Origin of the sequence: Roseococcus pinisoli (assembly GCF_018413645.1) — a bacterium.
Taxonomy (GTDB): Bacteria; Pseudomonadota; Alphaproteobacteria; order Acetobacterales; family Acetobacteraceae; genus Roseococcus; species Roseococcus pinisoli.
The window spans coordinates 546,218-567,140 of the sequence record NZ_JAHCDA010000001.1 but is presented as its reverse complement, the minus strand read 5'-3'; the positions used below and the strand labels follow the sequence as shown (position 1 = coordinate 567,140).

The following is a 20,923-nucleotide window of genomic DNA, read 5'->3' as shown; positions in this document are numbered from 1 at the left end:
GCGCTGTAATAGAAAGAAATTTATGGAATCGTTCCCGCCTGGCATGCCAGGCTGACATTCCTGTCCGGCCCCTGGGAATCGCCGCAGAGGAGGGGCCGGCCGGACGCGATTGATCAGCGAAGGAGGTCGGAACGCATGTTCGAAGCTCTGGTGCCCGTGGTCCGCCCTTCCGGCTGGCATCCCGACTGGCGGCTGATGACCGCCGAAGTGCTCTACGGCATGCCGGACCACCCCGCCGTCCTTCAGACTTTCATCTGGCAGAAGCACGACCTGGCGCCGGAATTCCCCGAGCTGGCGCGCTTCCTGGACTTCTGGCGCCGGGAGATCGAGGGGCCGCTGCACTCCGTCCGCGTGGCCAGCGAGGCGCTGATCCGGCCGGCTGAGCTGCGCTACTCCAACGGGGTGTTCACGCTGCACTGAGCCGGGAGAGGGGGCTATGGCCCCTTGAAGCTGGCCTCGTCGCCCACCGCCCGGCCGGCCCGGTGCCGCCGCATCAGCCAGACGCCGAGGCCGATGCTGATGGCCAGCAGCAGGCCGGAGAGGACCAGCTGCCAGGCGCCGTCCACCCGCACGCCCTTGCCGAGCAGCGCGAAGACCACCGTCTGTGGCACGTAGCCCAGCAGCGAGGCACTGAGGAAGGCGACGGCCGGGATGCCGGACATCCCAGCCAGCAGGTTCAGCGCCAGGTTGTTCCCCACCGGGAAGAGCCGGAGCGCCAGGGTGGCCCCGAAGGGGTTTTCCCGGAGCAGCGCCACGATCGGTCGCAGCTGCGGCCCGAACCGCCCGGCCAGCCGCCGCTCCGCCCAGGCGCGCCCCACGGCGCTCGCCCAGAAGAAGGCGATGGCGCAGCCGAGGAGCTGCGCCGCCAGCGCGAGGCCGACGCCGACCACCGTGCCGAAGGCATAGCCACCCAGGAAGGCCACGGCCTGCCGGGGAAGGCCGGCCGCCAGGGCAGCCGCGCCGATCAGGAGGAACAGGCTTTCGCCGAGCAGCCCCTGGTCGCGGATATAGAGGTCCACCCAGGCCGTGCCGGGCGCCGCGCCCAGCAGGCGCAGGAGCAGCCCGCCGAGGGCCAGGCCGGCGGCCATGAGCAGGAAGCGGCCGAGGGCGGCCCAGCTCATGGGAGGCCCGTCACGGTTCCTCGACCTCGGGGCGCTTGCCCCGCCGCTGGAGCCAGGCGACCCCGATGAGGTCCAGCAGGCTCACGGCCAGCCGGTCGAGCGTGCCGTAGTTGGAGACGCCGCGCACCCGGGGGCGATGGTTCACGGGCTCGCTCACCACCCGCGCGCCGGCACGCAGCGCCAGGGCCGGGAGGTAGCGATGCATGTGGTCGAAATGCGGGAAGCCCAGGAAAAGGGCGCGGGGGAAGAGCTTCAGCCCGCAGCCGGTATCGGGCGTGGCGTCGCGCAGCAGGCGGGAGCGGACGCCGTTGGCGATCCGCGAGGAGCGCCGCTTCACCCAGGTGTCCTTCCGGCTCACCCGGTGCCCGGCAACCAGGATGTCGCCGCCGCCCTCGCGCTGGGCGCGGTCCAGGAGGTTCGGGATATCGGCCGGGTCGTTCTGGCCGTCACCGTCCAGGGTTGCGATCCAGGTGCCGCGTGCCGCCTTCACGCCGGTAACCACGGCGGCCGACTGCCCGCAGCTCGCCCGGTGCCGGAGCCAGCGCAGCGGCACCTCGGAGGCGGCGACCTCCGCCAGCACACGGGGGGTATCGTCCGTGGAGCCGTCGTCGACATAGACGATCTCGTGCGCGACGCCGGCCAGGGCGGCCTCGATCTCGGCGACGAGCGGGGCGATGTTCGGGGCCTCGTTCCGCACGGGAATGACGACCGAAACGAGCGGTGCGGCGGACATCGGCGCGCGTTACCAGCGCCGCGCCCCGGCCACAAGCCCGGCCCCTCGCCGCAGCCGCGGATTTCCCTTGGGCTGCCAAGCGGAAAGATCGCTATTATACCGAGCAGATGCCGTTAGACGTCCGCCGCCATTCCCCTGCTTCCCCCGCTGTCCGGGCCGAGGAGACCTCCTCACGCGCGGTGGCCTATTGGCTGCTGGCGGTTGCGGCCGCCATCTGGGTGATGATCGCCCTCGGCGGCGCCACGCGCCTGACGGGCTCCGGCCTCTCCATCATGGAATGGGCGCCGGTCGCGGGGATGCTGCCGCCGCTTTCCGAGGCCGAGTGGCAGCGGCTCTTCAACCTGTACCGGACCATCCCGCAATACGAGCTGGTGAATGCCGGCTTCGGGATCGAGGGCTTCAAGCGCATCTTCTGGCTGGAGTGGATCCACCGTTTCTGGGGGCGCCTGCTCGGCTTCGCCTATCTGTTACCCTTCCTGTGGTTCTGGTGGCGCGGGCAGATCCCGCGCGGGCTGATGCCGCGGCTCGGGCTCCTTTTCGTGCTGGGCGGCATGCAGGGGGCGATCGGCTGGTTCATGGTGGCCTCGGGCTTCGAGGCCGACCGCACCACCGTCTCGCCCTACCGGCTCGTGATCCACCTCGGCATGGCCTTCCTGCTCTTCGCCGCCATCGTCTGGACGGCGCTCGACCTGCTGCGCGGCCGGCCGGCCGTCGGCGCCGCGGGGCCCGCCACGGGCAAGGTCCGCCGGCAGGTCCTGGCCGCCTTCTGGCTGGCCGCGCTGACCATGCTGGCGGGCGGCTTCGTCGCCGGCATCCGGGCGGGCTTCACCTACAACACCTTCCCGCTGATGGACGGGCGCCTCGTGCCGGCCGGCTACCTCGACCTCGATCCCCTCTGGCGGAACCTGACGGCCAATATCGCGGCCGTGCAGTTCAACCACCGGCTCGTGGCAACGCTGACGGCGCTGGCGATGGTGGGCGCCACCATCGCCGCCTGGCGCCGCCTGCCGGACGGCTTCGCCCGCCGCGCGGTGTTCGTCATGGCCGGCGCGGTGGCCGCGCAATACGCGCTCGGCATCGCCACGCTGCTGAGCGTGGTCCCGCCGGCGCTCGGCACCGCGCATCAGGCGCTGGCGGTCGGCGTGCTCGCGGCCGGCCTCTGCGCCTGGCACGCGCTGCGTGAACCGGCTCCATGAGTTCCGGCGAGATCGACGCGCCTGAGGCGGAAACGCTGGCGGCGCTGCCGATCGCGCTGATGGCCTTTTCCGGGGAGGGCCGCCTCATTCTCGTGAATGGCGCGATGCTCGACCTGCTGGGCATGCGCACGACGGAGCTGCCCCCCGGCACGGCGGAACAGGCGGTCCTGCGCCTCCTGGCCGTCCAGGGCGTGCTGGGCGAGGGGGATGCCGAGGCGCGGCTGGCTGAGCTCCTGGAGCTGGCGCCGGAGCGCCATCCCCGGCGCCTGCTGCGCGACGCCACGGGGCGCGGGCTGGAGTTGCGCCTGGCGCCCCTGCCGGGCGGCGGCCGGCTTCTCTGCCTCGCCGACGTCTCGGAGCTCGTGGAGGCGGGCGAGGCGGCGGAGGCCCGGATGCGTGCCGTCTCCGAGGTGCTGTCCCGCCTCGGCACCGGCGTCGCGCAGTATGATTCCGAGCGCCACCTGATCCTGAGCAACCCGGCCTATGCCGAGATGGTCGGCCTTCCCCCGGACGCGGTGCGCGAGGGCATGACGGTCACCGAGATCGTCCAGCGCCAGTACGAGGCCGGCGAGTTCGATGCGGAGATGGCGCAGCACAGCTCCGCGCGCCTTTCGGCCTATCCCCAGGCGATCACCGCGCGCTTCGAGCGTTCGAAGCCCGATGGCCGGACGCTGCGCGTCGACAACCAGCCCATGCCCGATGGCGGCTGGCTCGCCGAGCTCACCGACATCAGCGAGAAGCACGATGCGGAGCAGGAGGCCCGGCGCCGCATCGCCCGGCACGACGCGCTGATGCACGCGCTGCCGGTGGGCGTCGCCGTCTACGGGCCCGACCTGCGCTGCACGCTGGTGAATCCGGCCTATAACCGGATCCTGGCGCACAGCCCCATCTCGGTGGGCGACCACCTGCGCGACATCCTGATGCGCCGCGCGCTGGCCGGTTATTTCGGGCGGGGCGTCGACCCCGAGGCGGAAGTGAACCGCCGCCTTCCCCTCGTCGCCGCGCCCTATAGCTTCGAGCAGAGCGCGAGCGGCGTGACCACCGTCAACCGCAGCGTGCCGCTTCCCGGCGGCGGCCACGCCATGGTCGTGACCGACGTCACCGAGCTTCAGCACGCCCAGGCCGAGATCCGCGATCGGATCGAGCTTTTCTCGACCATGATCGAGAGCACGCGGCACGGCATCGTGATGTTCGACGCGCAGGAGCGCGTCATCGCCTCCAACCGCCTCGCGGCCGAGCTGTGCGGCATCCCGGCCGAGAGCTTCCAGCCGGGCACGACGCTGGAGGAACTGCGCCGGCTGCAATTCGCCGCCGGCGGGCATGGTGCCGGCGAAACGGCGGAGGCCTTCCTCGCGGAGCGGCGTCGTGTCGGCCTCTACGGGCCCGACCGTTACCACCGGCGCAACAGCCAGGGCATGACGATCGAGGTCGTGACCGACAAGCTGCCCGGTGGCGGCTTCGTCCGCAGCTATACCGACGTGACCGGGCAGGTCGCGGCGGAGGCCGAGGCGACCCGCCGCGCCGCGACGTTGCAGACCGTGCTCGACAACATGCGCCACGGCGTCATCCTCTACGACGCCGCGGGCCATATGATCACCGCCAATGCGCTCGGCGCCGACATGGCCGGGATTCCGCGCGAGGACATGGTCCCGGGCGTGCATTTCGACGCGCTGCGGAACCTTCAGATCGAGAGCGGGGAATACACCCAGGACGGCGATCCGACGTCCCGCACGCGGCTCGGCAACTACACGCGCCGCCGGCCGGACGGCACGGTGGTCGAGGTCCGTTCGGATCCCACGCCCGAGGGCGGCTGCATCCGCAGCTTCACGGACATCACCGCGCTCACCCGGGCGCAGGAGGAAGCCGCCGCGCATGCCGCCATGGTGCAGGCCATGCTGGACAATATGCGCCACGGCATCGCGCTGTTCGACGCCGAAAGCAGGCTGCTCGCGGCGAATGCGCTCTGCGGCGACCTGATGGGGCTCGGCGCATCGCTCCGCCCGGGGATGCTGGATAGCGAGATCCTTCGTGCCCAGGCGGCCGCGGGCGAGTTCGGTTGTGCCGATGTCGCGGAACGCCTCGTTTCCGAAGCCCTCAACGCCCCTTGGGGCGCGATGCGGCGTCGCCGCCCCGACGGCACCGAGCTGGAGCTGGTGACGAGCCCGGTGCCCGGCGGCGGCTTCGTCCTCACCCTCACCGACATCACCGCGCGCGTCGTCGCCGAGCGCGAGCTGAAACGGCGCGCCGGCGTGCTGACCACGACGCTGAACGCCACCCATCAGGCGATCACGCTCTACGACGCCCAGACGCGCGTCGTCGCCGCCAATGACGTCGCGGCGCGCCTCGCGGGCTTCGCCGACGGCATGTCGATGATCGGCATCAGCCATGCCGAGGTCATCGCGGGGCAACGCAGGGTCGACGGCATCGCCCCCGACGGCGATCCCGAGGGTGCCGCCTTCCTGCGCAGCCTGGATCGCCGCCAGCGGCATCGCTACCAGTGGCGCCGGTCCGACGGCTCGGTGCTGGACATGATCTCCGACCCGGCCAGCGACGGCGGCTACGTCGTCTCCGCCTCGGACGTGACGGAGCTCGTGCTCGCGCGGGAGGAGGCGCAGCGCCGCGCCGGCATCCTGCAGGTGATGCTGGACAACAACCACCAGGGCATCGCGCTCTTCGACCGCGACAAGCGCCTGGTGGCCGCCAATGCGCTTGCCGGCGAGCTGATGGGGGTCGCGGACCGGCTCGTCCCCGGCACGCCGCAGCATGAAATCCTGGAGGCGCAGCTCGCGCGCGGGGTCTTCTCCAGCCCCGGCGAGAATGCCGCCGGCTGGGTCAGCCACTTCAGGAACCTGGACCGCAGCGTGGCGCATCGCACGCAGCGCAACCTGCCGGACGGCCGGCGCCTCGACATCGCCTCCGACCCCACGCCGGATGGCGGCTACGTCGTCTCCATCGCGGACATCACCGCCCTGGTGCGCGCGGAGGCCGAGGCGGAGCAGCGGGCCGGCATCCTCAAGACGATGCTCGAGAACAATACCTCAGGCATCCTGCTCTACAGCGCGGACCGGCGGCTGGTGGCCTATAACGCGCTGGCCTCGGAGTTCAGCGAGATCGACGATCTCGGGATCTGGGTCGGTCGGACCCTGGAAGAGAACCTCGAGGTCCAGGCGCTCTCCGGCAATCTCGGCGAGGGCGAGGCGGGGCGGCGCAACCTCGAGCGGTTGAGCGCGCTGGACCGGAGCATCCCGCACCGGAACCGGCGGCAGGCGAAGGGTGGACGCACGCTCATCGTCAGCTCCGACCCGACGCCCGATGGCGGCTTCGTGGTGTCGCAGACCGACGTCACCGCCGTCGTGCGCGCGGAGGCCGAGGCGGCGCGGCGCGCCGAGATCCTGGGCGTCATGCTCGGCAATATCCGCCATGGCATCGCGCTCTTCGACGCGGGAGGGCGTCTCGTCGCCTCCAACGCCAAGCTCCTTGAGATGCTGGAGCTTCCGGAAGCCCTCCTGCCGATCGGCATGAGCTTCGAGGCGATGATCGGGATGCTCTACGAGCGGGGCGAGTACGGCACGGGCGAGGAGGCGCGCGGGCACGCCGATCTGATCCGCGCGCATCCACGCAGCAAGCCGATCCAGTCCATCCGCACGCGGCCCAACGGCGCGATCATGGAGGTCGTCTCTGATCCGACGCCGGATGGCGGCTGGGTCATCACCTATACCGACGTCACCGAGGACCGCCGCATCCGCTCGGAGCTCGAGGGCGCGCGGGCGGCGTCGGAATCGGCGAACCGCGCCAAGTCGCGCTTCCTCGCCACCATGAGCCATGAGCTGCGCACGCCACTGAACGCGGTGATCGGTTTCTCGGAGGTGCTGAACGGCCGTTCCTCGCCCGAGCAGATCGAGGAATTCTCGGCCGCCATCCAGGAGGCGGGGCGGCACCTTCTCTCGCTGATCGACGACATCCTGGACATTACCCGCGCCGAGAGCGGCAGCCTTCCCGTGGTCGTCGAGACGGTCACGCTGGGCCCTGTCTTCGAAAGCGTCGTGCGGATGATCGGCGCGGCGGCGGCCAGCGGAAAGCTGCTGCTCGCCACCGACCTGCCGGCTGCGCTGCCGCGCCTGCACGCCGATGAGCGCCGGCTGCGCCAGGTGCTGCTGAACCTGCTCAGCAATGCCACGAAGTTCACCCCGGCGGGCGGCGAGATCGCGATGCGCGCCCGCGCCGATACCGCCGGCCTCACCATCGAGGTGGCCGACACGGGGATCGGCATCGCCGCGGCCGATCTGTCGCGGGTGTTCGAGCCCTTCACGCAGATCGACAGCGCCCTGGCGCGGCGCTTCCCGGGCTCCGGCCTCGGCCTGCATCTCTGCCGTGCGCTGACCGAGGCGCAGGGCGGCACCCTGGTGCTGGAGAGCAAGCCCGGCATCGGTACCACCGCGCGCCTCCACTTCCCCGTGGACAAGATCGTCGAGGCGGACCGCCCGGGGCTTGCCCCCGCCGCCCCGTGACCTCCCGCGCGAAGGGTCCTTGCGCGAAGGGCCTGCGCTGAACACCTATGACGGAGGCGCCGCCGCCTCCTGGACGGAAGATCCCATGCCGCTCGATACCCCGCTCGCTGTCACCGACCGCCTCTTCTATGCGGAGCTCGATCCCGAGGCCGCGAAGCGCCGCCTGCGCGACGCCACCCAGGGTGCCGAGGATGGCGAGCTCTTCTTCGAGTATCGCGAGAGCGAGGCCATCAGCCTGGAGGACGGCCGCATCCGTTCCGCCAGCTACGACACCGCGCGCGGCTTCGGCCTGCGCGCCATCCAGGGCGAGGCGGCGGGCTATGCGCATTCCGGCGAGATCACCGACGCGGCGCTGGAGCGCGCTGCCGCCACCGTCGGCGCGGTGAAGCAGGGCCGCAGCGGCACGCTGGATGTCGGGCCGCGGGCGACCAACACGCAGCTCTATGACGCCGCCAATCCGCTGAGCGCCATGGGCTTCGCGGAGAAGACCGCGCTGCTGCTGGAGCTCGATGCCTATGCCCGCGCGCTGGATCCGCGCGTGACGCAGGTGATGGCCTCGCTGACCGGCGAATGGCAGGCGGTGCAGATCGTCCGGCCGGACGGGCTGCGCGTGGCCGATCTGCGGCCGCTGATCCGCTTCAGCGTGAGCCTGGTGGTCGAGCAGGATGGCCGGCGCGAGACCGGCAGCTACGGCACGGGCGGCCGCTTCGCCTATGCGCGCGTGCTGGACGATGGCGGCTGGCAGCGCGGCGTGAAGGAGGCGCTGCGCCAGGCACTCGTGAACCTCGAGGCCGTGCCGACGCCGGCCGGCGAGACCGAGGTGGTGCTCGGCCCGGGCTGGCCCGGCATCCTGCTGCACGAGGCGATCGGCCATGGGCTGGAGGGCGACTTCAACCGCAAGAAGACCTCGGCCTTCGCGGGGCTGCTGGGCCGGCGGATCGCCGCCCCCGGCGTGACCGTGGTGGATGACGGCACCATCGCCGACCGTCGCGGCAGTCTCACCGTGGACGACGAGGGCACGCCCACCGGGCGCACCGTGATGATCGAGGACGGCATCCTGCGCGGCTTCATCCAGGACCGGCAGAACGCGCGGCTGATGGGCGTGATGCCGACCGGCAACGGCCGCCGGCAGAGCTACGCGCACAGCCCGATGCCGCGCATGACCAACACCATCATGCTGGGCGGCGACGCCTCGCCGGAGGAGATCATCGGCAGCGTGAAGAAGGGCATCTACGCCGTGAACTTCGGCGGCGGCCAGGTGGACATCACCTCCGGCAAGTTCGTCTTCTCGATGAGCGAGGCCTATATCATCGAGGACGGCAAGATCGGCGCGCCCGTGAAGGGCGCGACGCTGATCGGCAACGGGCCGGATGCGATGACCAAGGTCTCGATGATCGGCAATGACAGTGCCATGGATCCCGGCATCGGCACCTGCGGCAAGCAGGGGCAGGGCGTGCCGGTGGGCGTCGGTCAGCCCACCCTGAAGATGACCGGGCTGACCGTGGGCGGCACGCGGATCTGAGGGGGCCGCCCCTCAGACCGAGCGCGTGATGCCGCCGTCGACGCGGAGGTTCTGGCCGGTGATGTAGCCGGCGCCTTCCGAGAGCAGGAAGGCGATGGTGGCCGCGATCTCCGCGCTGCGGCCGTAGCGGCCCATGGGGATGCGGCCGCGGAACTCCGCCTTTTCCGGCAGGCTGTCGATGAAGCCCGGCAGGATGTTGTTCATGCGGATGTTCTCGGCCGCGTAGCGGTCCGCGAAGAGCTTCGTGTAGGCCGCGAGCCCGGCGCGGAAGACGCCCGAGGTCGGGAAGACGGGATCCGGCTCGAAGGCCGCGAAGGTCGAGATGTTCACGATCGCGCCGGACTTCTGGGCCTGCATGATGGGCGTGACCAGCCGCGTCGGCCGCACGGCGCCGAGGAAGTAGACGTCGAGGCCGCGGTGCCAGTCTTCGTCGGTCAGGTCCAGCACCGGCGCGCGCGGGCCATGGCCGGCACTGTTCACCAGGGCGTCGATCCGGCCCCAGCGCGCCATGGTCAGATCCACCAGCCGCTTCAGGTCGTCATTGGACTGGTTGGAGCCGGTGACGCCGATCCCGCCCAGCTCGGTCGCCAGCGCCTCGCCCTTGCCGGAGGAGGAGAGGATCGCCACGCGATACCCGTCGGCCGCCAGCTTCCGCGCCGTAGCCGCCCCCATGCCGCTGCCGCCGGCCGTCACGATCGCCACTTTCTCGACCATCCGAAATCCCTCCCTGGTTCGCGCAAACGTCGCAGGGCGACGGGGCCGCAGCAAGGGGCGCGGGGCAGGGTGGGAGGTCTTGCACTTGCATCCTGGGCGCTGCCGTGCGACCGCGCTGCTAGGAAAATGCCTGATCGTTCCGCATGCTGCGCCGGCTGACGCGCCACCCCACCTTCCAGGCCTGCGCCGCGCATCTGCTGGGGCTCTACCTTGCCCTGGTCTATCGGACGACGCGGTGGCGCCTGATCGGCGGCGAGCATATCGATGCCGCCTTCGCCGCGCATGGCACGGTCATCGCCGCCTTCTGGCACGAGAACCTTCCCGTCATGCCCAAGCTCTGGAAGCTCGGCCAGGCGCGCGCGGGGCTCGGCACCGGCCATGTCCTCGTCTCCCGCCACCGCGACGGCCGCTTCATCGGCGCCGTCGTGAACCGCTTCGACCTGACCATGGTCCATGCCTCCTCCTCCAAGGGCGGCGCGGCGGGCATGCTCGCGCTGATGCGCCTGCTGCGCGGCGGCGCCTTCGTCGGCATCACCCCGGACGGGCCGCGCGGCCCGCGCCGTCAGGCCGCTCCCGGCGTGGCCCAGCTGGCGGCGATGAGCGGCAAGCCGGTCCTGCCCGTGGCGGGCCGCAGCTCGCGCGGCATCGCGCTGCGGAGCTGGGACCGCATGGTCATCCCGCTGCCCTTCGCGCGCGGCGTGCTGGTGGTGGGCGCGCCCATCCTGGTCCCAAGGGACGGGGCCGAGGCGGCGCTGCCGCTCGTCTCCGCCGGCATGGACGCCGCCTGCGACGCGGCCGATGCGGCCATCGGGCTGCCGCGCGCATGAGCCGCGCCTGGCGGATCGCCGCGACCCTCGCCGCCCCGGCGCTGCGTTGGAACCTCCGGCGCCGACTGCGCCAGGGCAAGGAGGAAGAGGGCCGCCTGCCGGAGCGCGAGGGCCATGGGGCGGACCGCCCGGCGGGGCCTCTCCTCTGGCTGCATGCGGCCAGCGTGGGCGAGACGCTGGCCATCCTGCCGCTGATCGACGCGCTCCTCGCCCGCGATCCGGCCCTGCATCTGCTCGTCACCACCGGCACCGTCACCTCGGCCGGGCTGCTGCCGCAACGCCTTTCGCCCGCCGCGGCAGCCCGGGTGATCCACCGTTACGTCCCGCTTGACGTTCCGGCCTGGGTGGCCCGCTTCCTGGACGGCTGGCGGCCGGATGCGGCCTGCTTCGTCGAGAGCGAGCTCTGGCCCAACCTGCTGGGCGCCTGCGCGGCACGCGGCATTCCGATGGCATTGCTGAACGCCCGCATCTCAGCGCGCTCCTTCCGCCGCTGGCGCAGCTTCGGAGGCTGGCTGATCCGCCGCCTGCTGAACCGCTTCACGGTGATCGTGCCGCGCTCCCCCGAGGACGCCGAGCGCCTGGAGGCGCTGGGTGCCAGGTGCCTGGCCCCGGCGGGCGACCTCAAGCTCGCGGCAGAGCCGCTGCCGGCCGACCCTGCGAAGCTGCAGGCGTTGAAGGAGGCCATCGGCCCGCGCCCGGTCCTGCTCGCCGCCAGCACGCATCCGGGCGAGGATGAGCTGGTGCTGGCCGCGGCGCGGGAGCTGGCGCCGCGCTTCCCGGAACTGCTGACCATCATCGTGCCGCGCCACCCTGAGCGTGGTGCGGCGATCGCGGCCCTGGCCGAGGCCCCGCGCCGCGCCGAGGGCGCGCTGCCCGGTCCCGGTCCGACCTATGTCGCCGATACGATCGGCGAGCTCGGCCTCTTCTACCGCCTGGCCTCCATCGCCCTGATCGGGGGCAGCCTGGTGCCGCATGGCGGCCAGAATCCGCTGGAGGCGGCGCGGCTGGGCTGCCCGGTGATCTTCGGCCCACATATGGGGAATTTCACGGACGCGACCGCGACCCTCCTGGCCGCGGGCGCGGCCCGCCAGCTGCCCGATGCGGGCGCGCTGGCGGCGGCCGTTGCAGATATGCTAACGCATCCGGAGAGGGGTGCCGGCCTTGCGGAGGCGGCCGCCCGTGTGGTTTCCGCCGCCACTGGCCTTCCGGGCCGGCTGGCGGGGGCGCTCCTGGATCTGCGGCCGGCCAAGGCGGCGGAGAGGGCTTAGAGAGAGGACTGGAGCATCAGCATCAAAGCGCCCGATTTCTGGGGACGCCGGGGGGGAATCATGCCCCTGCTGCTCTCGCCCGTCGCTGCGATCTATGCCGGGGCAACCGCCCGGCGCATGGCCCGGCCCGGCTGGCACGCCCCTATCCCCGTGATCTGTTGCGGCGCGGTGACCGCCGGCGGCGCGGGCAAGACCACCCTGGCCATCGATATCGGCCGTCGCCTGGCGGCGCGCGGGGTGAACAGCCATTTCCTCCTGCGCGGCTATGGCGGCAGCGTGAAGGGCCCCATCCGGGTCGAGCCCGCGAAGCAGGGCAGCGAGGTGGTGGGCGACGAGGCCCTGCTGCTCGCGGCCCTGGCGCCGACCTGGGTGAGCGCCGACCGCGCCGAGGGCGCGCGCCGCGCCGTGGAGGCCGGGGCCGCCGCCATCGTCATGGATGACGGGCTGCAGAACCCCACCCTCGACAAGACGATCTCCCTGCTGACCATCGATGGCAGCTTCGGCTTCGGGAACGGGCGGGTGATTCCGGCGGGGCCTCTGCGGGAGAAGGTGGCCGAGGCCGCCTCACGCTGCGTCGCGGCCGTGCTGATCGGCCAGGACGAGCATGGCGCGCTGGCGATGCTGCCGCCGGGCCTGCCGGTGCTGCGCGCAGTCTCGATCTCGGGGCCGGAAATGGCGGAGCTGGCCGGCAAGAACGTCTTCGCCTTCTGCGGCATCGGCAATCCGCGGAAGTTCTTCGCGACGCTGCGGTTGGGCGGGGCGGTGGTGGCGGGCAGCGAGGCCTTTGCCGATCACTATCCCTTCGATGCCGGGGATATGCGGACGCTGCTGGCCCAGGCGGAATCCCTGGGCGCGATCCCGGTGACGACCCGGAAGGACTGGGTGCGGATTCCGGCGGAATTCCAGAACCAGGTCCGCGTGGTCAGCGTCACGCTGCAATGGGAAGATCCCGCCCAACTCGAGGCCCTGCTGGACCGCGCGATGACGGGGGAGATGGCGGGGGCCTGATCGCTCAGGCCCCCACCGATCCGTCGGATTTCTGGTCGCCGGGGCTCACGGAAAACGCAACAACTCTTTGTTTTCGGGCGTTTTACCCGACCAGATGCTTCCATCTGATCGGGTAATGCCCCTAGCGGACCAGGCGCTGAGCGGCCATCGGCAGGACCACGGTGCGCTCGGTGCAGGCGTTGACCCGCCGCCGCTCCTCGGCGACGCCGCCCTGGTAGACGACGCGGACGTCGTACATGCACTCGCCCGGAGGCAGCTGGAAATCACGGCTGGCGCCCGCCTGGATCACCTCGTTCGAGCCGAGGCGATCATTGCCCCAGCTGTTGTTGGAGGTGGGCGACGCATAGACGTTGTTGATGATGTTCGACGTGCTGTTCTCCAGCCGGAAACCCGGATTGCCGCCGGGGCTTCCACCGGTGCTGGGTGCGCTCTTCTGCGCGAAGGCCGGCGAAGCAGCCATCACGGCCAGGCACACGGCAAACATCGGACGACGGAACATTGAGGTCTCCTCGCGAGGTGTTTGCGCGAGCATATAGATTTCATTCCGGGTGGCAAAGGCAGCCTGCCGGGCATCGCGAGGCGGCATGGCCGCGCCATTTTCGAAACCGCAGGCGGCCGCCGGCGTTCACGCCGACGATCCCATGGCCCGTGAAAACAGAGGGATCATCGGCCGATTTCTTGACAAACCGTCTGGACGGTATAGTTAAATGGCATGGTTGATGCGAACCCTCCCGCTGCCTCCCGACCGCCCGCGACCGATGCCCGCACCCGCATCCTCGATGCCGTCGAAGTCATCGTGCAGGCCAGGGGCGTGGCGGCCCTGACGCTGGACGCCGCCGCCCGCGAGGCGGGGGTCTCGAAGGGCGGGCTGCTCTACCATTTCGGTTCCAAGGAGGCGCTGCTCGTCGGCCTGCTCGCGCGGCTGGCGACCTGCATCGAGACGGAGTTCCACGAGGATCTGGCGCGCCAGCCGCCCGGCCGCGGGCGCACCACCCGCGCCATGCTGGCCCGGACCTTCGATCACCCGGAGACGGTCTCGGAGCTGCATCAGCGCGCCGCCGCGATCTTCCTCGCCGCCTTCCACCACGATCCCGCGCTGCTCGACCCGATCCGCGAGGTCTTCGCCCGCATCCGCGAGAAGCTCAGCGAGGACGGGCTGCGGCCCGGCCATGCCCTGGCCGTCATGGCCGCCTGCGACGGTTTCTTCATGTCGCGCATCTTCGGCATGTACGAGTTGGACGGAGAGGAGCAGCGGGCCTTCCGCACCGCGCTCACCTCGCTCCTGGAGTCGGGCACATGAAGCGCTGGCTGCTGGGCGCCGTGGCGCTTGCCGCCCTGGGCGCGGGCGGATGGTACGCTCTCGCGCCCCGTCACGAGCCGCCCCCGCCGGTGGCGGCCGCGCCGGCGCCTTCCCCGGGGGTTGGTGCGCTGGGGCGCGTCGAGCCCGCTTCGCGCGTGCGCAAGCTCAATCAGCCCGGCGGCATGGCCGTCACCCGGCTGGACCGCCTGCTGGTCCAGGAGGGCGACGAGGTGCAGGCCGGCCAGGTGGTCGCCGAATTCGCGGATGCCGCGCTGAAGGACGCCACCGTCGCGCAGAACCGCGCTTCTCTCGAGGAGCAGCGCACCGCCCTGCGGCGGACCCGCGAGGCCGGGCGCGCCAGCGAGATCGCTGCCCAGCGTGCCCGGATCGCGAGCCTCGCCGCCCAGGAGGAAATCGCGCGCCGCGACGCCCTCCGCACCGACCGGCTGGTTCCCTCGGGCGCCGGCTCCGAGGCGGTGGCCGAGCGCAACCGCTTCGCGGTCACCCGCCTCGCTGCCGACCGGGCGCAGGCCGAGGCCGACCTGGTGACCCTCTCCACCGCGCGCACTGAGGACATCCAGCTTGCCGAGGCACGGGTCGCCGCGGCGGAGGCCGCGCTGGCCAAGGCGGAGGCCGATGCGCGGCTCTCGCGCGTCGAGGCCCCCGTGCCCGGCACCATCCTGCGCATCTTCGCGCGGCCCGGCGACCAGGTGGGCAGCGACGGGCTGATGGAGATGGCCGACCTCACGCGGCTCGACGTGGTGGCGGACGTCTTCGAGACGGATCTCCCCCGCCTGCGCGTGGGCGCGCCCGCCGAGATCGTGGTCCCTGGCGAGAATCGCCGCGTGGCCGCGACCGTGCGCGAGATCGGCTGGCAGGTGCGGCGCACCACCCAGGCCGGCACGGATCCCGTCGCGGCGGTGGATTCCCGCACCGTCGAGGTGCGGCTGACGCTTTCGGACGAAGGGGTCGCGCTGCTGCGCCGGCGGACCAATATGCAGGTGCAGGTCGCCATCCGGGCCAATGACCTGCCGGTGGCCGCGCGATGAACGAGATCGCCAACCCCACGAAGCTGCTGCCCTGGGCGCCCGAGCGCAATGGTGAGGAGGCGCCCGCGGCCGCCGCCAAACCTGCGCCCGCCCTCGCCGACGCACTGCGGCTGCCGCTGCGCCTGGCCTGGCGGCAGCTGCGCGCGGAAAAATCGCGACTTTTCGCCGCGATGGCGGGGGTGATGTTCGCTTCCGTGCTGGTCTTCATGCAGCTGGGCTTCCGCGGCGCGCTCTTCGACAGCGCGACGAACCTGCTCGGCGCCATGCGGGCCGACATCTTCCTCGTCCATCCGATGACGGATGCCAGCTTCCGGCCCGAACCGCTGCCGCGCGTGCGCGCCTACCAGACCCTCGCCGATCCCGATGTCGAGCTCGCCGTGCCGCTCTATCTGGCGCAAAGCACCTGGCGGAATCCGGAGACGGGGCGGCGGCGCGCCGTGCAGCTCATCGGCCTAGACGCCGGCGCCGGCGCGGTGGATTTCCCCGGCCTCGCCGGCATCGTGGAGGCGCTCAAGCGGCCCGATACGCTGGCCTTCGACACGCGCTCCCGTCCGGAATTCGGCCCGATCGGGCGCCTCTTCGCCGAGCGCGGTTCCTTCGACGTGCAGCTGGGCGTGCGGCGGATGGAGCTGGTCGGCCTCGTCGAGATCGGGCCCAGCTTCGGCGCCGACGGCAACGTCGTGATGAGCGAGACGAATTTCCGCCGTGTCGTGGAGCGCGGTGCCTCCAACACGGACCTCGTAGCGATCAAGCTGCGCGCGGGGGCCGACCGCGCCGCGGTGCGCGAGAGGCTGCGCGCCCTGCTGCCCGGCGACGTGCTGGTGCTGAGCCACGAGGAGCTCGTGGCGCATGAGCGTTCCTACTGGGAGAACGGCACGCCGATCGGCTTCATCTTCGTCTTCGGCAGCCTGATGGGCCTCGTGGTCGGGATGGTGATCGTCTACCAGATCCTCTTCTCCGACATTGCGAGCCACATCTCGGAATACGCGACGCTGAAGGCGATGGGCTATTCCAACGGCTATCTGGCGCGGGTGGTGATGGGCTCCGCCCTCATCCTCGCCATCATCGGCTTCGTGCCGGGCCTGGGGCTCTCCTGGCTGCTCTACGACATGGTGGGCAAGGCGACCTTCCTACCGCTGGTCATGTATCCCTCGCGGGCTGCCGTCGTGTTCCTGCTCATCTTCGGCATGTGCGCCATCGCGGGCATGCTGGCGGTCCGCAAGCTGCGCGACGCCAATCCAGCGGACATGTTCTGATGGCCGCGCCTCCCGTCGATCTGAAAAGCATCACCTTCGCTTATGGCGCGGGCGAGCTCCGGCGCGCGGTGCTGCGCGACGTCGACCTCACCATCGCCCCCGGCGAGATCGTGCTACTCACCGGCCCCTCCGGCTCGGGCAAGACGACGCTGCTCACGCTGATCGGCGCGCTGCGCGCGATGCAGGACGGCACGGCCCGCGTGCTGGGGCAGGAGCTTTCGGGCGCCTCCGAGGCGGAGCGCGTGCGGCTGCGCCGGCGCATCGGCTTCATCTTCCAGAACCACAACCTGCTGGGCTTCCTCACGGCGCGGCAGAACGTCGCCATGGCGATGGAGCTCGATGGCGGGCTCAACGAGACGCAGCGGCTGAAGCGCGCCGGCGAGATGCTGGAGGCGGTCGGCCTGGCCGACCATGCGGAGAAGCCGCCCTCGCAGCTTTCCGGCGGGCAGCGGCAGCGCGTCGCGGTGGCGCGGGCGCTGGCCGGCGATCCGGGGCTGATCCTGGCCGACGAGCCGACGGCCGCGCTCGACAAGGTGAGCGGGCAGGAGGTCGTGCATCTGCTGCGCGATCTCGCGAAGGGCAGGGGCGTGCCCATCCTGCTGGTGACGCACGACCCGCGCATCCTGGACATCGCCGACCGCATCGTCGCGATGGAGGATGGGCGGATCGTCAGCGGCGCCCAGGAAGCGACCGTCGGCGGCGAGGCGGCGTAGCGCCGCTGCGGCGGATTACTGATCCACGACGAAGCCGTCGAAATGCGGCCGCATGCTGATCGGCTTCACCACCGGCGGCCGGATCTTCTGCGCATCCGGCAGCAGCGCCATGCCGAGGCCCGGCCGCGAGGGGATGTCCACGAAGCCGTTCATCACCGCCGGTACCTCGTCCACCACGTCGTGGCCGAGATGCTTCATGGTCGAGGTGAAGCGGCCTGATTCGAAGCCCGTGGCGTATTCCTGGATCGCGAAGTTCGGCACCGCCGCCGCGAGCTGCAGGCAGGCCGCGAGCCCGATGGGCGAGAGCGGGTTGTGCGGCACCACCTGCACCTGGTGCGCCTCGGCGATCGCCGCGACCTTCTTGCCGCCGGTGATGCCGCCGCAGAGGCAGAGGTCCACGCGCGCATATTCCACGCCGCCGCGCGCCATCAGGGCCTGGAACTCGTAGATGGTCGAGAAGCGTTCGCCCGTCGCGATGGGCACATGCGTCTTCTCCGCGACACGGGCCATGGCGTCCGGCCCTTCGGGGCGGATCGGGTCCTCGATGAACATCGGGTGGAATTCCTCGATCCCGCGCGAGAAGACGACGGCCTCGGCCACCGTCAGCCGGCGATGCACCTCGATGAGCAGGTCCACGCGGTCGCCCACGACCTCGCGCATGCGGCGCGTGTTGTCGATGGCGTCGCGCATCTTCTTCACGTGGGTCTTGAAGTAGATCTGGTCATGCCCCTCGTCGAGGAAGGGGTTGAGATGGCCGAAGGCGTTGAAGCCGGCCTCCATCTTGCGCTGGCATTCCTCCAGCATCAGCTCGATCGTCTTCTCGTAGATGTGGCCGTAGATGCGCGCCTTCTTGCGCGCCGGCCCGCCGAGCAGCTCGTAGATCGGCACGCCCAGCGCCTGGCCCTTGATGTCCCAGAGCGCGATGTCGATGGCCGAGATCGCCGCGTTGATCGCCAGCCCCTGGAAGTAGCTGAAGCGATGCATGACGTTCCAGTGGTGCTCGATATCCTCGGCGCGCTTGCCGACAAGGTATTCGCCGAAGCGGCTGATCGCGGTCGCCGCCGCCTGGATATGGCCCCAGATCCCGGCCTCGCCGACGCCGGTGATCCCCGCATCCGTCTCGACCTTCACGTACATGAACTGGCCGACGTGCAACGGCTCGACCTTCGTGATCTTCAAGGCGCGTCCTCCTGCTGGGCCCGGTATCCCCAGGCCTCTTGCCCCTATTGCTTGCGCATATCCCCTGGCCTGGCGAGTCCGGGGCGCGGCGATTCCATGCTTGATCCGGCGCCGGGCGCGGGCGCAGCCTTGGTGGGCCCGACGGGCCGGTCCGCGCGCCGGGGCATGGGGAGACCGACGAATGCTGACATCCTGGCTGCGGGCACCGCTCGCGGCGCTCATGCTCGGCCTGGCCGTCTGGGGCCTCGCCCCGGAGGCGGCGGCGCAGACTCGCGCGCCCTCGCCGACGCTGAATGCGATCCGCGCACGAGGGGCGCTGATCTGCGGCGTGAACGCCAACACGCCGGGCTTCACCACTATCGACAGCCGTGGCGCCTATCGCGGCCTGGTGGCCGATCTGTGCCGGGGCCTTGCCGCCGCCATCTTCGGCGACGCGACCAAGGTCCGCTTCGTCCCGCTGTCCTTCGCCACCCGCTTCACCGCGCTGAGCGCCGGGGAGGTGGACCTGCTGTTCCTCACCAGCACCATGACGGTGATGCGCGACACGACGCTCGGTCTGCGCTTCGTCGAGCCCTATTTCTATGACGGGCACGGCTTCATGGCGCGGCGCGATGCCAACCTCGCCAATGTGGACGCCCTGGCTGGCGCCACCATCTGCCTCAACCCCGGCACGACCAATGAGCAGATCACGGCCGAGTATTTCCGCAGCAAGGGCCTGCAATTCACGCCGCTCCTGCTCGAGCAGAACGAGCAGGTGCTGGCCGCGCTCAGCTCGGGCCGCTGCGATGCCTTCGGCTTCGACGCGGCGGGCCTCGCGGCCATGCGCTCGGCCCTGCCTAATCCGAACGACTGGGTCATCCTGCCGGAGCGCTTCAGCAAGGAGCCCTATACCGCCGTGGTGCGGCGCGGCGACGAGAGCTGGTTCGAGATCGCCCGCTGGTTCACCTTCGCGCTGGTCGAGGCGGAGGAGCAGGGCATCACCGCCGCCAATGCGGAGGAGCGGCGCCGCACGTCGCAGGACGCCAATGTGCGCCGCCTGCTCGGCGCGGTGCCGGAAGTCGGGCCGGCGCTGCAGCTCGACCCGGCCTGGGCCTACAACGCGATCCGCGCCATCGGCAATTACGGCGAGCTCTACAATCGCAGCCTCGGCCCCGACACGCCGCTGGCCATGCCGCGTGGCCAGAACGACCTCTGGACGCGCGGCGGCCTGCTCTACGCCCCGCCCTTCCGCTGAAGGACACGTCCCGCGCCGACCCTTCGGCGCGGGACGGACGAATGCCCAATTTTGCGGCGCACCGATACCGCTTCTGAGCAGAAGGCCCAGACCATCGCGCTTTTGGTCTGATGGACGACGCAGGCTTTTGTTGACTTGCGCAGGGCCGGCGAACAACGATCCCGTCATAAAAACAGGGATCGGGGTGAACTTCATGAAGTGGTATGGACGCTTTCGCGCGGCCCTCGCTGCGGCTGCCCTCACGGCATTGGGCACAGCGGCCCAGGCGGGTCCGATCATGGACCAGGTGCGGTCGCGCGGCACACTCATCTGCGGCATCAATACCGGCGTGGCGGGCTTCGCGCTGCCGGATGCCCGCGGCGTCTGGCAGGGGCTGGATGTGGACCTCTGCCGGGGTCTCGCGATCGCCATCTTCAACGATGCCTCGAAGGTGCGCTTCGTTCCGCTCTCCTCCTCCACGCGCTTCACGGCGCTGGGCTCGGGCGAGGTGGACGTGCTCTTCCGCACCAGCACCATGACCATGCTGCGCGACACGACGCTCGGCCTGCGGAGCCTCGTCCCCTACTTCTACGACGGCCATGGCTTCATCGTGCGCAACAGCCTGAACGTGCGCCAGGTGCGCGAGCTGAACGGCGCGACCATCTGCCTGATCCAGGGCACGACCAACGAGCAGGTGACGGCGGATTACTTCCGCAGTGTCAACGTGCCCTTCACCCCCGTCGTCTTCGAGCGGACGGACCAGGCAGCGATCGCGCTGCAGGCCGGCCGTTGCGACGCCTTCGGCACCGATGCCTCGCAGCTGGCCGCCGTGCGCTCGACGATGCAACGCCCGGCGGACTGGACCATCCTGCCGGAGCGCTTCAGCAAGGAGCCCTATGGCGCCTATATCCGCCGCGGCGACGACGAGTGGTTCGACCTGATCCGCTGGTACACCTACGCGCTGATCGAGGCGGAGGAGCTGGGCATCACGGCCGCCAATGCGGAGGAGATGCGCCGCACCAGCAACAACGCCAATGTACGCCGTCTGCTGGGCGCCACGCCGGAGCTGGGGCAGTCGATCAAGCTGGATGCGGCCTGGGCCTACAACGCGATCCGCGCCATCGGCAATTACGGCGAGCTCTACGAGCGCACGATGGGCGAACGCACGCCGGTCGGCCTGCCGCGCGGCCAGAACAACCTCTGGACCAATGGCGGGCTGATGTACGCCCTGCCCATGCGGTGAGGGATCGCGGCCGGTGGCCTGGCCACCGGCCGCCCGTACGGGCGCGGCCACGCCATCGCCTATCGGTAAGTTG

At 70.8% G+C, this 20,923-nt stretch carries 18 protein-coding genes; 13 read left to right on the top strand and 5 right to left on the bottom strand.

Annotated features, from left to right (window positions below; genetic code table 11):
* Positions 1 to 135 precede the first annotated feature (135 nt).
* The gene (locus KHU32_RS02680; RefSeq protein ID WP_213668489.1) at positions 136 to 420 is read left to right on the top strand and encodes an usg protein; all 285 of its coding nucleotides are present in this window, start codon (positions 136 to 138) and stop codon (positions 418 to 420) included.
* A 14-nt stretch (positions 421 to 434) separates the two neighbouring features.
* On the opposite strand, the gene KHU32_RS02675 is transcribed toward KHU32_RS02680, so the two are convergent.
* Positions 435 to 1,121, bottom strand: a complete 687-nt coding sequence (locus KHU32_RS02675; protein WP_213668488.1) for a TVP38/TMEM64 family protein — start codon at positions 1,119 to 1,121, stop codon at positions 435 to 437.
* 10 nt (positions 1,122 to 1,131) lie between these two features.
* On the bottom strand, positions 1,132 to 1,854 hold the full coding sequence (locus tag KHU32_RS02670; RefSeq protein WP_213668487.1) for a glycosyltransferase family 2 protein: 723 nt from the start codon (positions 1,852 to 1,854) through the stop codon (positions 1,132 to 1,134).
* A 107-nt stretch (positions 1,855 to 1,961) separates the two neighbouring features.
* On the opposite strand from KHU32_RS02670, the gene KHU32_RS02665 reads away from it, so the two are divergent.
* The 3 genes from KHU32_RS02665 (at position 1,962) to tldD (ending at position 9,080) form a co-directional block, all read left to right on the top strand.
* Positions 1,962 to 3,050 carry a COX15/CtaA family protein gene (locus KHU32_RS02665; RefSeq protein ID WP_213668486.1) on the top strand — a complete coding sequence of 363 codons (1,089 nt, stop codon included), beginning with the start codon at positions 1,962 to 1,964 and terminating at the stop codon, positions 3,048 to 3,050.
* Positions 3,047 to 7,558 (top strand): PAS-domain containing protein, encoded by a 4,512-nt coding sequence (locus KHU32_RS02660; protein WP_213668485.1) that lies wholly within the window; start codon positions 3,047 to 3,049, stop codon positions 7,556 to 7,558. Before KHU32_RS02665 ends, KHU32_RS02660 begins: the two co-directional genes overlap by 4 nt.
* Positions 7,559 to 7,643: 85 nt before the next feature.
* Positions 7,644 to 9,080 (top strand): metalloprotease TldD, encoded by a 1,437-nt coding sequence (gene tldD, locus KHU32_RS02655; RefSeq protein WP_213668484.1) that lies wholly within the window; start codon positions 7,644 to 7,646, stop codon positions 9,078 to 9,080.
* Positions 9,081 to 9,092: 12 nt separating this feature from the next.
* On the opposite strand, the gene KHU32_RS02650 is transcribed toward tldD, so the two are convergent.
* Positions 9,093 to 9,794 carry an SDR family oxidoreductase gene (locus KHU32_RS02650; protein WP_213668483.1) on the bottom strand — a complete coding sequence of 234 codons (702 nt, stop codon included), beginning with the start codon at positions 9,792 to 9,794 and terminating at the stop codon, positions 9,093 to 9,095.
* Between the two features lie 143 nt (positions 9,795 to 9,937).
* Between KHU32_RS02650 and KHU32_RS02645 the strand changes: the two genes are divergently transcribed.
* The 3 genes from KHU32_RS02645 to lpxK are packed head-to-tail and all read left to right on the top strand — an operon-like array spanning position 9,938 to position 12,897.
* Positions 9,938 to 10,621 carry a lysophospholipid acyltransferase family protein gene (locus KHU32_RS02645; RefSeq protein ID WP_213668482.1) on the top strand — a complete coding sequence of 228 codons (684 nt, stop codon included), beginning with the start codon at positions 9,938 to 9,940 and terminating at the stop codon, positions 10,619 to 10,621.
* The gene (locus KHU32_RS02640; RefSeq protein WP_213668481.1) at positions 10,618 to 11,889 is read left to right on the top strand and encodes a 3-deoxy-D-manno-octulosonic acid transferase; all 1,272 of its coding nucleotides are present in this window, start codon (positions 10,618 to 10,620) and stop codon (positions 11,887 to 11,889) included. Before KHU32_RS02645 ends, KHU32_RS02640 begins: the two co-directional genes overlap by 4 nt.
* 60 nt (positions 11,890 to 11,949) lie before the next feature.
* Positions 11,950 to 12,897: a tetraacyldisaccharide 4'-kinase gene (lpxK, locus tag KHU32_RS02635; protein WP_213668480.1), complete on the top strand. Its 948-nt coding sequence runs from the start codon at positions 11,950 to 11,952 to the stop codon at positions 12,895 to 12,897.
* Between the two features lie 121 nt (positions 12,898 to 13,018).
* On the opposite strand, the gene KHU32_RS02630 is transcribed toward lpxK, so the two are convergent.
* On the bottom strand, positions 13,019 to 13,396 hold the full coding sequence (locus KHU32_RS02630; RefSeq protein WP_213668479.1) for a hypothetical protein: 378 nt from the start codon (positions 13,394 to 13,396) through the stop codon (positions 13,019 to 13,021).
* Between the two features lie 213 nt (positions 13,397 to 13,609).
* Here KHU32_RS02630 and KHU32_RS02625 point away from each other — a divergent pair, with 213 nt between their 5' ends.
* From KHU32_RS02625 to KHU32_RS02610, 4 genes are read left to right on the top strand one after another with little or no spacing between them, the layout of a single operon-like run.
* Positions 13,610 to 14,197 (top strand): TetR/AcrR family transcriptional regulator, encoded by a 588-nt coding sequence (locus KHU32_RS02625; RefSeq protein WP_213668478.1) that lies wholly within the window; start codon positions 13,610 to 13,612, stop codon positions 14,195 to 14,197.
* Positions 14,194 to 15,246: an efflux RND transporter periplasmic adaptor subunit gene (locus KHU32_RS02620; RefSeq protein ID WP_213668477.1), complete on the top strand. Its 1,053-nt coding sequence runs from the start codon at positions 14,194 to 14,196 to the stop codon at positions 15,244 to 15,246. Before KHU32_RS02625 ends, KHU32_RS02620 begins: the two co-directional genes overlap by 4 nt.
* Entirely contained in the window at positions 15,243 to 16,502 is a 1,260-nt protein-coding gene (devC, locus tag KHU32_RS02615; RefSeq protein ID WP_213668476.1) for an ABC transporter permease DevC, read from the top strand. Before KHU32_RS02620 ends, devC begins: the two co-directional genes overlap by 4 nt.
* The gene (locus KHU32_RS02610; RefSeq protein WP_213668475.1) at positions 16,502 to 17,215 is read left to right on the top strand and encodes an ATP-binding cassette domain-containing protein; all 714 of its coding nucleotides are present in this window, start codon (positions 16,502 to 16,504) and stop codon (positions 17,213 to 17,215) included. Before devC ends, KHU32_RS02610 begins: the two co-directional genes overlap by 1 nt.
* Before the next feature lie 15 nt (positions 17,216 to 17,230).
* On the opposite strand, the gene KHU32_RS02605 is transcribed toward KHU32_RS02610, so the two are convergent.
* Positions 17,231 to 18,394 (bottom strand): mandelate racemase/muconate lactonizing enzyme family protein, encoded by a 1,164-nt coding sequence (locus KHU32_RS02605; protein ID WP_213668474.1) that lies wholly within the window; start codon positions 18,392 to 18,394, stop codon positions 17,231 to 17,233.
* Between the two features lie 181 nt (positions 18,395 to 18,575).
* Here KHU32_RS02605 and KHU32_RS02600 point away from each other — a divergent pair, with 181 nt between their 5' ends.
* Both KHU32_RS02600 and KHU32_RS02595 read left to right on the top strand, forming a co-directional pair.
* The gene (locus KHU32_RS02600; protein WP_249680512.1) at positions 18,576 to 19,628 is read left to right on the top strand and encodes an amino acid ABC transporter substrate-binding protein; all 1,053 of its coding nucleotides are present in this window, start codon (positions 18,576 to 18,578) and stop codon (positions 19,626 to 19,628) included.
* Between the two features lie 277 nt (positions 19,629 to 19,905).
* Positions 19,906 to 20,850 carry an amino acid ABC transporter substrate-binding protein gene (locus KHU32_RS02595; RefSeq protein ID WP_249680511.1) on the top strand — a complete coding sequence of 315 codons (945 nt, stop codon included), beginning with the start codon at positions 19,906 to 19,908 and terminating at the stop codon, positions 20,848 to 20,850.
* Positions 20,851 to 20,923: the final 73 nt, after the last annotated feature.